This window comes from Streptomyces sp. NBC_00212, assembly GCF_045206365.1.
In the GTDB taxonomy this organism is placed as follows: Bacteria; Actinomycetota; Actinomycetes; order Streptomycetales; family Streptomycetaceae; genus Streptomyces.
Genome location: NZ_CP108115.1, coordinates 7507857 through 7520226, shown reverse-complemented (window position 1 = coordinate 7520226; position 12370 = coordinate 7507857). Strand labels below are relative to the sequence as shown.

The following is a 12370-nucleotide window of genomic DNA, read 5'->3' as shown; positions in this document are numbered from 1 at the left end:
AGGGGCCGGAAACAGGGCCTCGCTCAGTCCTCCTCCCGTGCCGGCACGACCGCCACCGGGCACTCCACGTGGTGCAGCACCGCATGGGCCACGGAACCCATCAGGAGGGAGCCCGGCTTCAGGCGGCGGCGGTGGCGGCCGACCACGATCAGCGCGGCCGAGGCCGAGGCGTCGACGAGGTGGCCCGCGGCGTCCGCGGGCGCGATCACGGCGTCCACCTCGACGTCGGGGAACCGCTCCTGGAAGGGGCGCAGCCGCTCGCCCTGCTCGCGCTTCACGTCCCGCTCGGCGGGTTCGTACTGATCGGCGTCCAGCCTGCCCGGCGGGAACTCTCCCGCGACCATCAGGGCGGCCGGGGGCGGTGACGGATAGGCCGAGAGCACCTGGAGCGGCACGTTCCGCGCCCGGGCCTCCACGAAGGCGAAGTCGATGACTTCGTCCACGGTGTCACCGAGGTTGAGGCCGAGCACGACCCGGCCCGTCGTCCGCTCGTCCTCGCCCGTGCGGGCCAGGGGCGGCACGACCACCACGGGGCAGGGTGCCCTGCTCGCCACGGCCAGGCTGTTGGAGCCGAGCAGCAGGCTGGCGAAGCCGCCTCGGCCGCGCGAGCCCATCACCAGCATCCGGGCCTCGGCGCCCAACGCGTGCAGCGCGTCGGCCACTTCGCCCTCCAGCGAGTCGAACCGCACCGAGGGCAGTTCGTCGCGGCCCGAGAGCGCGGCGCGGACCCGGTCGGTGACCGGGTCGTTCAGCGCCGGGCCCGGGCCGAGCGTGGAGCGGCGGGCCGCCCAGAGCTGTGCGGCGTCGGGCAGGACATGAGCGATGACCAGGTCGGCCGCCAGTCTGCGAGCGGTCGGAATGGCCCATTCCAGGGCCCGCAGACTGTGCTCGGATCCGTCTACGGCGACAACTACCGGGCGCGTGTCCATGACGTCACCCTGGCACGCGTCACGGGGTCCCGCACGGGCAGAAGGTCCCGTTCCGGACAGCTCACCGGGCCGGCCAGACCCCGGTCTCCAGGAAGGTGTCGAGCGTCTCGGTGTACGGGGCGATGTCGAGGCCCTGCTCGGCGAGCCAGCCGTCCGAGTAGTACTTGTCGAGGTAGCGGTCGCCCGGGTCGCAGAGCAGGGTGACGATGCTGCCGGTGCGGCCCTCGGCGACCATCTCGGCGACGATCTTCAGCGCGCTCCACAGGCCGGTGCCGGTGGAGCCGCCCGCCTTGCGGCCGATGGCCTTCTCCAGGGCGCGTACGGCCGCGACGCTCGCCGCGTCCGGGACCTTCATCATCCGGTCGATGGCGCCGGGCACGAAGCTGGGCTCCATGCGGGGCCGGCCGATGCCCTCGATGCGCGAGCCGCAGTCGCTGGAGGCGAGCGGGTCGCCCTGGGTCCAGCCGTCGAAGAAGCAGGAGTTCTCCGGGTCGGGGACGCAGATCATCGTGTCGTGCTGCATGTAGTGCACGTAGCGCGCGATGGTGGCCGAGGTGCCGCCGGTGCCGGCCGTGGCGACGATCCAGGCGGGCTCGGGGTAGCGCTCCAACTTCAGCTGCTGGTAGATCGATTCGGCGATGTTGTTGTTGCCGCGCCAGTCGGTGGCCCGCTCCGCGTAGGTGAACTGGTCCATGTAGTGGCCGCCGGTCTCGGCGGCGAGCACCGCGGACTCCTCGTACATCTTCATCGAGTCGTCGACGAAGTGGCACTGGCCGCCGTGGAATTCGATCAGGCGGCACTTCTCGGCGCTGGTGGTGCGGGGCATCACGGCGATGAAGGGCACGCCGATCAGCTTGGCGAAATATGCCTCGGAGACGGCGGTCGAGCCGCTGGACGCCTCGATGACGGGCTTGCCCGGCCGGATCCAGCCATTGCACAGGCCGTACAGGAACAGCGAGCGGGCGAGGCGGTGCTTGAGGCTGCCGGTGGGATGCGTCGACTCGTCCTTGAGGTAGAGGTCGATGCCCCAGGCCTCGGGGAGGGGAAAGCGCAGGAGATGGGTGTCGGCGGAGCGGTTGGCATCGGCCTGGACCTTGCGCACGGCCTCCTTCAGCCAGGCGCGGTACTCGGGATCACTGCGGTCCACATCGATGGTTTCCATGCCACTCCTCGTCGTGTCTGTGTGCCGCCCCCACGCTTGACAATACCGCTCCCACCTGCACAAACGTTCCCTTTGGGGATCCATAGGAGTGGCTTGTGGGGCGCCTGGTGGCCGCTGGACGACGCTGGCCCGGACCCGATCCTCCGTGCGCCCTGGTGCGTAGGCTCGTCGTTGTGCACACTGCCCACCAGGAACGATGCGAAGGGGGCCGGACGGTCATGGCGGAACCCGAGTTCAGTGCGAAGGGCGTTCGGATCGAGCGGTGGACCCGCTCGCTGACGAGGGCCGGCCAGGTGCTGATCAAGGACGGTCGGCTCGCCCTGCTCACCAGCAACGGGAGGGAGATCGACAGTGCGCCCGTCGACACGGTCAGCGCGGCGCGCCCCTGGCTGCCGTGGCTCGCCAAGGAGGACCGGACGGTGGCGCGGCTGAACGGCACCCGTTACCGCTTGACGATGGGCGAGGAGCCGGACCGCTCACGCGGCCCCGAGCTGACCCAGCGATTCCTGCAGGCCATACGGCAGACGACGCACGGCGCGCACAGCTGAGACGCGTGTGGCCCCGGGGGCGGAGTTGCGCAGTGCGAACCCTTGGGCCACGCTGGTGTCACATCACTGAGGGTTGACCGGCGGTTACGCTGCGAGCGGAGTCGCCGGACCAGACAGCTACTTCCGGACCTCATTCGGGGAGTCGCAACCGTGATCAGCCAGCCAAGCAGGCAGTGCACGGTGGAGCTCCAAGCCCTGCCGTCGCGGATCGGACAGGTCCGCAGAATCGTATCGGCGCAGTTGCGCTACTGGCATCTGGACCCGTTGATAGACGAGGCGGCGCTCGGCGTCACCGAGTTGCTCACCAACGTCCACCGGCATGCCGAGCCGGACAAGGTATGCACCGTGGAGATCGAGCTGCTGCTCGACCGGCTCACCATCTCCGTCCACGACCACGATCCGACGCTGCCCGCCGTGCGCAACGCCGACGCGCTCGCCACCAACGGCCGCGGTCTTGCCCTGATAGCCGCGGTCAGCGAGAGCTGGGGCGTCCGCCCGCTGGGCGAGTCCGGCAAGACCGTGTGGTTCACGCTCACCGCGCCCTCCCCCGCCATCGCCCTGCCGCCGTACCCGCTGTACGGGGCGGCGGCGAGCACTCCTTTCACCCAGACGCGGCCCTCGCGCGCGGCGCGCGGACGGGCGACCGGCGTCGCCCGGTCGCCCGTCGCGGGCTGAGAGCCCGTGCCTGACCGGGCGGGACGGGCGACGGGTGCTATTCGGTCGCTATCGCACGCAGTACGTCGAGTCGCGCCGCCCGGCGCGCGGGCCGCAAGCCCGCCACCGCCCCGGCCAGCAGGCCGACGAGGGCGACCACCGTCAACGGGAGCGGCGGCAGCGCGAAGGCACTGGTGCCCGCCGAGTCGGACGCCTTGACGAGCACCCAGCCGAGGAACGCGCCGAGCCCGAGCCCGCCCGCCGTGCCGAACGCGGCGACCAGCACCGACTCCCAGCGCACCATGGCCCTGAGCTGGGCCCGGGTCTGGCCGACCGCGCGCAACAGCCCGAGTTCCCGGGTGCGTTCGTGGACGGCGAGGGTCAGGGTGTTGGCGATGCCGAGCAGGGCGATGACGACGGCGAGCGCCAGCAGGGCGTAGACCAGGGTGAGCATCATGTCGATGCCGCTCGCCGAGGAGGCGGCGTACTCGGCGCGGGTCTGCACCTCGGGACTGCCGTACGCGGCGGCGGTCCGCTCGACCGCGCGCTTGCCCTCGGCGAGCGGGACGCCGGGCTTGAACGAGACCGCCACCAGGCTGTCGGAGTCCTGGCCGCGGTGCGGGGTCCAGGCCTCGCGGGTGATCAGGTAGTCGCCCGCCAGGTTCTTCTCCGCGTAGACGGCGCGGACGGTGAAGGCCTGCTTCTGGCCGTCGGGGAAGGCGAGTCGGGCCGTGGAGCCGACGTGCCAGCTCCTCTTGTCGGCCTCGTCGGCGGAGACCGCGAGGCCGCCCGCGCCGAGGCTGCTCAGCGATCCCTCGACCTTGCCCAGGTCGAGCACGCCGGAGAGTTTCGCCGGGTCGGTGACGGTCACGGCGCGCCCGCCTCCGTCGACGTCCGCGACGCCCTTGCCGAGCCCGACGGCGGTCTTCACCTCGGGCAACTCCGCTACAGCTGGGGCGAGTTGAGGGCTGATGCCGGCGCCGCCCGCACCGAACGCCCGGGCGCTGACGGCGACATCGCCCGCGAAGGACTTCGACACCGTCCGGTCCATGGTCGTCTTGAGTGAGGCGCCGAAGACGGTGAACAGGGAGACGACGGCGACGCCGATCATCAGCGCGGTCGCGGTGGCGGCGGTGCGCTTGGGACTGCGCAGCGCGTTGCGCCGGGCGAGCGAGCCGGTGACGCCGCGCACCTTGTCGAGCGGGCCGCCGAGGAAACGTACGGCGTACGTGGACGCGACGGGGCCGAGCACCACGAAGGCGGCCAGGGTCAGCACCGCGCCTGCCCCGGCGAGCAGCACGTTCGGGCCGGCGAGCACTCCGGCGAGGGTGACCGCGACACCGGCCGGGAGCAGGATGCCGCCGGTGAGCTTGCGCGTGCGGGAGGCGCCGGACTGGTCGACGGCCGTCTCGCGCAGCGCGGCCAGCGGTGCGGTGCGGCCGGCCCGCAGCGCCGGCAGCAGCGCCGAGCCGAGGCAGACCAGGACGCCGACGGCGACGGGGAGTGCGACGGAGAGTGCGCCGATCACCAAGTCCCCGTCGGGGAAGGGGAATCCGATGGCCGGGAAGAGCGCTTGAAGTCCGGCCGCGATGCCGATGCCGGCCAGCACACCGACGGCCGACGCGGCGACCGCGACGGCCGTGGCCTCGGCGAGCGTGGCGGCGGTGACCTGCCGCCGTGCGGCGCCGAGCGCGCGGAGCAGGGCGTTCTCGCGGGTGCGCTGGGCGACGACGATCGCGAAGGTGTTGTGGATGGAGAAGGTCGCGACGAGCAGGGCGATGCCGGAGAAGACGAGGAGGAGGGTGGTGAAGAGGTCGAGGAACGTTCCGGCGACCATGTCGAGGCTCTCGGCCGAGGCGGCCTTGCCGGTGATGGCCTCAACTCCGGTCGGCAGTACGGGAGTCAGCCTGTCGACGAGCTGCCGCTGGCTGATGCCGGGGCCCGCGCGGACGGCGATGGAGGAGGCCTCGCCCGGCTTGGGGGTGAGGTACTTCTCCGCGTCGGCCAGGGTCAGTCCGGCGTAGGTGACCTGCCCCATGCCGTCCTGGCCGCCGAAGGTGGCGATGCCGACGATGCGCACGGTGACGGGGTCCGGGGCGCGCAGCACGGTGGTGTCGCCGAGCTTCAGGCCGCCCTTGTCGGCGGCGCCCCGGTTGACGACGACCTCGCCGGGCGCCTGCGGGGCACGGCCCTGGGCCAGTTGGTACGGGTTGAGCTTCGGGTCGGCGATCCAGTTCCCGGCGCGGGTGGGCGGGCCCTGGCCGCCGATGGGCTGGTGGTCGGCGCCGACGAGCTGGCCCGAGCCATCGACGACGGGGGCGGCGGCCGCGACGCCGGAAGTGGCTTGGATCTTGGCCAGTAGCGCGGTGTCGACGGGACGGCGGGTGCCCTGGCCCTGCCCGGCGACGGTGACGACGTCGGCGCTGCGGACGACGGCGTCCGTGCCGCCGTTGGCGCTGGTGAAGAGGGTGTCGAAACTCGCGCGGAGGGTGTCGCCCATGACGAGCGTCCCGGCGAGGAAGGCGACACCGAGGAGGACGGCGACGAAGGTGCCCGCGAAGCGGCGCCTGTGGGAGCGCAGGGAGTTGAGGCTGAGGCGCAGCGAGGCGTTCACATCCCCTGCCTTTCAAGGGAGTTGACGGCTTCCTCGCCCTGCGAGAGCAGGCGCATCCGGTCCAGGACGCGGTCCGCGGTGGGGTCGGGCATCCGGTCGACGAGTCGGCCGTCGGCGAGGAAGAGCACCTCGTCCGCGTAGGCGGCGGCGACCGGGTCGTGGGTGACCATGACGACGGTGCGGGCGGTCTGGCGCACGGTCCGGCCGAGCAGTCGAAGGACTTCCTCACCGGAGCGCGAGTCGAGGTTTCCGGTCGGCTCGTCCGCGAAGACGACGTCCGGGCGGCCGGCGAAGGCGCGGGCCACGGCGACCCGTTGCTGCTGGCCACCGGAGAGTTCACCGGGGCGGTGGTGAAGGCGGTCGCGGAGGCCGACGGTGTCGACGAGCGCGTCGATCCACTGGCGGTCGCCGCGCTGCCCCGCGAGGTCGAGGGGCAGCGTGATGTTCTCGGCGACGGTGAGCGTGGGGATCAGGTTGAAGGCCTGGAAGACGAAGCCGACCCTTTCGCGGCGCAGCAGCGTGAGTTTGCGGTCGTCGAGTGCGCTCAGGTCGGTGTCGCCGATGAAGGCGGCGCCGGCGCTGAGGGTGTCGAGTCCGGCGGCGCAGTGCATGAGGGTGGACTTGCCGGAGCCCGAAGGCCCCATGATCGCGGTGAAGCGTCCGGCGTGGAAGTCGACGCTCACCCCGTCCAGGGCCCTCACTTCGGTGTCACCGGTGCCGTACACCTTCACGGCGTCGACGACCCGGGCGGCGATGGCGGTGCGGACGGCGGTACTCATGCCGCACCACCCTTGCCCCCAGGAGTCAGGTTCGTCCGTCCGAAGTGTTCCTCCAGGACGGAGATCCGACGCCAGTACTCCTCCTCGTCGATCTCTCCGGCCGCGAACCGGCGGCCGAGGACGGCGATGGGCGAGCGGTCGTCCATGGGCGGGCGCCACGGTCCGCGGCGGCCCCGCCAACCGGTGCGGCGCAGCACCGTGACGACAGTGAAGATCACGGCCGCCCAGACCAGCGGGACGAAGAAGATCCAGGGTCCGGGTCCTGCGTAGGCCAGGGTGTTCATCTCGGTCAGCTCCCTCGGTAGGGGGTGGTTGCTCTGTGCTTCGAGCCTCCCGCCGCAAGGGGGCCGAGTCGTCGTACGGCCAGCGGCAGTCGGCGTACCCCGCAGGGAGTAGATCGGGTTCCGGTGACTGCTCTGGATTCTGTACCTACTGGTATGTACAGTGGCTTCATGAGCACTCCGGAGCGTCTGATCGAAGCCACCCGCGAGCTGTTGTGGGAGCGGGGCTACGTAGGCACCAGCCCGAAGGCGATCCAGCAGCAGGCGGGCGCGGGACAGGGCAGCATGTACCACCACTTCGCGGGCAAGCCCGATCTGGCGCTCGCCGCGATCCGGCGCACCGCCGAGGAGATGCGTGCCGCCGCCGAGGCCACGTTCGGGGGCGGCGGCACGGCGTACGAGCGGATCTCGGCGTACCTGCTGCGCGAGCGCGACGTGCTGCGCGGCTGCCCGGTCGGGCGCCTCACCATGGACCCCGAGATCATCGCCAGCGCCGAGCTGCGCGCGCCGGTCGACGAGACGCTCGACTGGCTGCGCGGCCGGCTCGCCGAGATCATCCAAGAGGGCCTGAACCAGGGTGAGTTCACCACCAACCTGGTGCCGCGGGAGATCGCCGCGGCCGTGGTGGCGACCGTCCAGGGCGGCTACGTCCTGGCCCGCGCCTCCGGCTCGCCCGACGCCTTCGACGCGGGCGTGCGCGGCCTGCTCTCGCTGCTCGCCCCCACCGCCAAAACCCAGTGACCACCACCAACCCCCAGCGAAGGAACGGTCGTACGTGCACATCACCCGTCAGCGCCCCGACACCCAGCCCGGACCGGCCGAGCACTTCACCGGCACGGTCTGGCTGGACGAGATCGCCGCACCCCAACCCCCGTCCCGGCTACGGATGTTCAGCGTCCACTTCGCCCCGGGCGCCCGCACCGCCTGGCACCGCCACCCGCACGGCCAGGTGCTTCACGTGACCGAGGGCGAGGGCCTGGTGCAGCGCCGGGGCGGCGGGATCGAGCCGATCCGGGCGGGCGACACCGTCTGGATCGAGCCGGACGAGTGGCACTGGCACGGCGCCGGGCCGCGCACGTTCATGACGCATCTCGCGGTCGTCGAGGCCGCCGCCGACGGCACGACCATCGAGTGGGACTGCCACGTCGGAGCCGACACGTACCCGGCCGTGACCGGCCCCGCATCCTGAGGAGTGCGCGATGCACGCCATGCAGTACGAGATCACGCTGCCCGCCGACTACGACATGGAGATCATCCGCAAGCGCGTCGCCACCCGGGGCCACCTCCTGGACGACTTCCCCGGGCTCGGCCTCAAGGCCTATCTGATGCGCGAGCGCGGGACCGAATCGCCGGTCAACTCCTATGCGCCGTTCTACCTTTGGGCCACCCCCGAGGGAATGAACTCTTTCCTCTGGGGCCCCGGTTTCCAGGGGATCGTCGACGACTTCGGGCGTCCGCGGGTGCGGCACTGGACGGGTCTTTCGTACGCCGATGGACCCGCGTCCGGGGCCGCGCCGGCCACGGCGACCCGCCTGCGCGTGCACGTCCCGGAAGGCGTCGGACCGGCCCGGTTCGTGGCGGACGAGGTGGCCCGGACGCTGGAGCCCGGAGTGGTGGCGAGCGCCGTGGCCATCGACCCGAGCCGCTGGGAACTGGTCAGGTTCACGCTCTGGGAGCAGCCCGATCCACCGGCGCAGGGCGACCGGTTCCAGGTGCTTCACCTGTCGGAGCCCGGGCGTGCGGGGCTGCGGTCGGGACGGCAGTGGTGAAGGCGGCGCACACGGTGCTCGGCGAGGTGCCGGCCGACCGGCTCGGCGTCGTCGACGCGCACGACCATCTCTTCATCCGCAGCCCGCGGTTGCCGGGCCAGGAGGTCGACGACGTGGGGGACGCGGCGGCCCGGCTCGCCGGGTTCGGCGCGCTCGGCGGTGGCACGGTGGTGCAGTGGACGCCGTTCGGCATGGGGCGCCGCATCGCCGAACTGCCCGCCCTTTCACGGGAGTCGGGGGTGCGGATCATCGCCGCCACCGGACTGCACCAAGCCGCCCACTATTCCGGCGAGTTGCTCGATTCGGTACGCGGCCGGCTGGCGGAGCTCTTCGTCGGCGAGCTGATCGAGGGCATCGGCGAGACGGGGGTCCGGGCGGGCCTGATCAAGGTGGCGGGCGGCTTCCACGGGCTCGACGAGCACGCCACGCTCACGATGCGGGCGGCCGCCGAGGCACACCACCGCACGGGCGCGCCGATCGCCGTCCATCTGGAGCTGGGCACGGGCGCACTCGACGTACTCGACCTGCTGTGCGGGGAGTTGGAGGTGCCGCCCGGCTCGGTGATCCTCGGCCACCTCAACCGCTCCCCCGACTTCGCCGTGCACCGCCTGGCCGCCGAAGCGGGCGCCAACCTCGCCTTCGACGGGCCTTCGCGGGCCAACCACGCCACCGACTGGCGGATGCCGGACGCGCTGCGGGCGCTCGCGGACGCCGGGTTCGCCGACCGGCTGCTGCTGGGCGGGGACACGGTGACCCCGGACACCCCGGGCCTGCCGTATCTGCTGCGCCGGGTGCGGCCCAGGCTCGAACTCGCCCTGGGGAAAGGGGTGTTGGAGCAGATCCTCATCGCCAATCCGGCGCGGGTCTACGCCTGGTGAGTGAGCGCGCCGAGCGGGTCGTCGAGCACCGGCTGCCAGGCCAGCTCGGCCGCGCCGACCAGGCTGTTGTGGTCGAGGGAGCAGGCGAGGATCGGGACGCCGCCGCTCCGGCCCCACAGGCTGCGGTCGGCCACGACGGCCCGCAGCCGGTCCGGGTCCGCCTCCAGGAGCGCCTTGTGCAGGCCGCCGAGGATGATCCGGTCGGGGTTGAGGATGTTGACGAGTCCGGCGAGGCCGAGGCCGAGCCGGTCGATGAGTCCCTCGGCGGCGTGCCGGATCGCGATGTCCGCGTACTCGTGGCGCAGCAGGGCCCGTGACTGTTCGAGGAGCGACACCTCGGGCCCGGGGGTTCGGCCCGCCGCCGTGAGGAAGGCGAGCGGGTCGGCCTCGACGTCGAGGCAGCCTCGGCTGCCGCAGTAGCAGGGGCGGCCGTCCGGGTTGACGGTGAGGTGGCCGACCTCCAGGGCCAGGCCCGAACTCCCGCTGTGCAGACGGCCGTCGAGGACCAGCGCGCCGCCGACGCCGCGGTGGCCGGTGGCGACGCAGAGCAGGTGCTGAGCACCGCGGCCCGCGCCGTGCCGGTGCTCGGCGAGGGCCGCGAGGTTGACGTCGTTGCCGGTGAAGGCGGGGCCCGTGATGCCGGCCGCTCGGACCCGTTCGGCGAAGATCTCGCGCACCGGGGAGCCGGCGGGCCAGGCCAGATGGAGCGGGTTGAGCGCGGTGCCCTCCGGTTCGGCGACGGCGGAGGGCACGGCGAGGCCCGCGCCCACACAGCGGCGGCCGGTGCCCTTGAGGAGGGCCGCGCCCGCGTCGACGACCTCGCCGAGGACCTGGGCCGGATCGGCCGAGACGATCACGCAGCCGGGGTCGGTGGCGACGATCTCGCCGCCCAGGCCGACCAGGGCGGCCCGGTAGCCGTCGGCGTGGACCTGTGCGGCGAGCGCGACGGGCCCGGTGTCGTTGACGGCGAGCCGGTGCGAGGGGCGGCCCTGGGAGCCGGCCGCGGCGGGCCGGGAGTCGACCTGGATCAGGCCGAGCGCTTCGAGCTCGGCGGCGACGGCGCCCGCGGTGGCGCGGGTGACGCCCAGTTCGGCGGTGAGCACGGCGCGGGTCGGCGCACGGCCCGTATGCACCAGTTCGAGCGCGGGTCCGAGCGCGCTGCGGCCCCTCTCCAGCCTGGTCCGGGTGGTCGTCGCCTTGCCATTCATGGGGGCGAGTCTCCCATGATCCCGGACGGAAGCGGTTCTTCCGGCAGTTGGCCGGGCAATGGGTCCGGCGCTGCGCCCCGGCGGTCGTCCCCTGGGGCTCCGCCCCAGACCCCGTTCGCGCCTTAAGGGCGCTCGTCCTCAATCGCCGGACGGGCTGAAGATGCTCGCCCCCGCCAGCATCGAGGCCGCTAGGGGCGCGGGGCTGTGACACATGCGGCTCCGCCGCGTGGGCGCGAGCAACCACCCACGGTCCGCAGCCGAAGCCTCCGGGAGGGGCCCCGCCGCCCCCAACCGGTTGATGCACCGCCCCACCGCCCCTATCCTGACTTTGTGCCGCTACTAAACAAAGTCCGGACGGCCGCTCCGGGGGGACCTGGCGTAAACACCGCCGCATCCTCCCTGTCCCGCCTCCGCTCCGCCCTGACCGTGTTCTTCGCCCTCGACGGCTTCCTCTTCGCCGGCTGGGTGGTCCGCATCCCCGCGATCAAGCAGCAGACCGGGGCCTCCGCGGGCGAGCTGGGGCTCGCCCTGCTCGGCGTCTCGGCCGGGGCGGTGGTGACGATGGTGCTCACCGGCCGGCTCTGCCGCCGGTTCGGCAGCCACCCGGTGACCGTCGTCTGCGGCGCGCTGATGGCGCTGGCCATCGCGCTGCCGCCGCAGACCCACTCGGCACTGGCGCTCGGCCTGGTGCTGCTGGTGTTCGGCGCCGCGTACGGCGGCATCAACGTGGCGATGAACAGCGCGGCCGTCGACCTGGTCGCGGCGCTGCGCCGCCCGGTGATGTCGAGCTTCCACGCGGCGTTCAGCCTCGGCGGGATGGCCGGCGCGGGCGTCGGCGCGCTGGTCGCGTCGAGCCTCTCTCCCACCTCGCACCTGCTGGCCCTGACCGGGGTCGGCCTCGTGGTGACCGCGCTCGCGGGGCGGGTACTGCTGCACCATCCGGCGCCGGTGCACGCGAGCACACCCCACGCCCAGGGGCGCCGGCTCGACGGGCGGGCCCGGCGCCTGGTACTGCTCTTCGGCGTGATCGCGCTCTGCACGGCGTACGGCGAGGGCGCGATGGCGGACTGGGGCGCGCTGCACCTGGAGCAGGACCTGGCCGCGGCGCCCGGTGTCGCGGCCGTGGGCTACTCACTGTTCGCGCTGGCCATGACGGCCGGGCGGCTCTCGGGCACCGCGCTGCTCGAACGGCTCGGCCAGACCCGCACACTGGTCGCGGGCGGGCTCACGGCCAGTGCCGGGATGCTGCTCGGCGCGCTCGCCCCGACGGTCTGGCTCGCCCTCGCCGGCTTCGCCGTGATGGGCCTGGGCCTCGCCAACATCTTCCCGGTCGCCGTCGCACGGGCGGGCGCGCTCGCCGGGCCCGGCGGGGTGGCCGCGGCTTCCACGCTCGGCTACGGCGGCATGCTGCTCGGGCCGCCCGCGATCGGGCTGCTGGCCGAGTGGGCGTCGCTGCCGGTCGCCCTGACCACGGTCGCGGTCCTGGCGGCGGGCGCCGCGCTGATCGGCTACACCGCACGGCACGCGACGGCGCCCCAGACCTGAAAG

Annotated in this window: 13 protein-coding genes; 7 read left to right on the top strand and 6 right to left on the bottom strand. The window is 72.8% G+C overall.

What is annotated here, in order from left to right; genetic code table 11:
• Positions 1–23 precede the first annotated feature (23 nt).
• Together OHA17_RS34305 and OHA17_RS34300 are read right to left on the bottom strand one after the other, a co-directional pair.
• Positions 24–929 (bottom strand): universal stress protein, encoded by a 906-nt coding sequence (locus OHA17_RS34305; protein WP_406509713.1) that lies wholly within the window; start codon positions 927–929, stop codon positions 24–26.
• Positions 930–990: 61 nt separating this feature from the next.
• Positions 991–2091 carry a PLP-dependent cysteine synthase family protein gene (locus tag OHA17_RS34300; protein WP_053728568.1) on the bottom strand — a complete coding sequence of 367 codons (1101 nt, stop codon included), beginning with the start codon at positions 2089–2091 and terminating at the stop codon, positions 991–993.
• A gap of 218 nt (positions 2092–2309) precedes the next feature.
• Here OHA17_RS34300 and OHA17_RS34295 point away from each other — a divergent pair, with 218 nt between their 5' ends.
• Complete coding sequence (locus tag OHA17_RS34295) at positions 2310–2639, top strand: hypothetical protein (RefSeq protein WP_398878068.1); 330 nt, start codon at positions 2310–2312, stop codon at positions 2637–2639.
• A 150-nt stretch (positions 2640–2789) separates the two neighbouring features.
• Positions 2790–3314 (top strand): ATP-binding protein, encoded by a 525-nt coding sequence (locus OHA17_RS34290; RefSeq protein ID WP_406509712.1) that lies wholly within the window; start codon positions 2790–2792, stop codon positions 3312–3314.
• Between the two features lie 37 nt (positions 3315–3351).
• Here the strand turns inward: OHA17_RS34290 and OHA17_RS34285 are convergent, their stop codons facing one another.
• Genes OHA17_RS34285 through OHA17_RS34275 form a run of 3 tightly spaced genes read right to left on the bottom strand, consistent with a single transcriptional unit; the run spans position 3352 to position 6970 of the window.
• Positions 3352–5907 carry an ABC transporter permease gene (locus OHA17_RS34285; protein WP_406509711.1) on the bottom strand — a complete coding sequence of 852 codons (2556 nt, stop codon included), beginning with the start codon at positions 5905–5907 and terminating at the stop codon, positions 3352–3354.
• Positions 5904–6686, bottom strand: a complete 783-nt coding sequence (locus OHA17_RS34280; protein ID WP_406509710.1) for an ABC transporter ATP-binding protein — start codon at positions 6684–6686, stop codon at positions 5904–5906. Before OHA17_RS34280 ends, OHA17_RS34285 begins: the two co-directional genes overlap by 4 nt.
• A complete protein-coding gene (locus OHA17_RS34275) occupies positions 6683–6970 on the bottom strand; it encodes an SHOCT domain-containing protein (protein WP_398878060.1) in 288 nt (95 codons plus the stop codon). Before OHA17_RS34275 ends, OHA17_RS34280 begins: the two co-directional genes overlap by 4 nt.
• Before the next feature lie 153 nt (positions 6971–7123).
• On the opposite strand from OHA17_RS34275, the gene OHA17_RS34270 reads away from it, so the two are divergent.
• The 4 genes from OHA17_RS34270 to OHA17_RS34255 are packed head-to-tail and all read left to right on the top strand — an operon-like array spanning position 7124 to position 9614.
• Positions 7124–7708 carry a TetR/AcrR family transcriptional regulator gene (locus tag OHA17_RS34270; RefSeq protein ID WP_406509709.1) on the top strand — a complete coding sequence of 195 codons (585 nt, stop codon included), beginning with the start codon at positions 7124–7126 and terminating at the stop codon, positions 7706–7708.
• 34 nt (positions 7709–7742) lie between these two features.
• A complete protein-coding gene (locus OHA17_RS34265) occupies positions 7743–8156 on the top strand; it encodes a cupin domain-containing protein (RefSeq protein ID WP_406509708.1) in 414 nt (137 codons plus the stop codon).
• Positions 8157–8166: 10 nt separating this feature from the next.
• The gene (locus OHA17_RS34260) at positions 8167–8736 is read left to right on the top strand and encodes a DUF4865 family protein (RefSeq protein ID WP_406509707.1); all 570 of its coding nucleotides are present in this window, start codon (positions 8167–8169) and stop codon (positions 8734–8736) included.
• Positions 8730–9614 (top strand): phosphotriesterase, encoded by an 885-nt coding sequence (locus OHA17_RS34255; protein ID WP_406509706.1) that lies wholly within the window; start codon positions 8730–8732, stop codon positions 9612–9614. The genes OHA17_RS34260 and OHA17_RS34255 overlap by 7 nt, the downstream gene beginning before the upstream one ends.
• Here OHA17_RS34255 and OHA17_RS34250 read toward each other — a convergent pair.
• Positions 9602–10822, bottom strand: a complete 1221-nt coding sequence (locus OHA17_RS34250; protein WP_398878050.1) for an ROK family protein — start codon at positions 10820–10822, stop codon at positions 9602–9604. The genes OHA17_RS34255 and OHA17_RS34250 overlap by 13 nt on opposite strands.
• A 330-nt stretch (positions 10823–11152) precedes the next feature.
• Between OHA17_RS34250 and OHA17_RS34245 the strand changes: the two genes are divergently transcribed.
• On the top strand, positions 11153–12367 hold the full coding sequence (locus tag OHA17_RS34245; protein WP_406509705.1) for an MFS transporter: 1215 nt from the start codon (positions 11153–11155) through the stop codon (positions 12365–12367).
• Positions 12368–12370 lie beyond the last annotated feature (3 nt).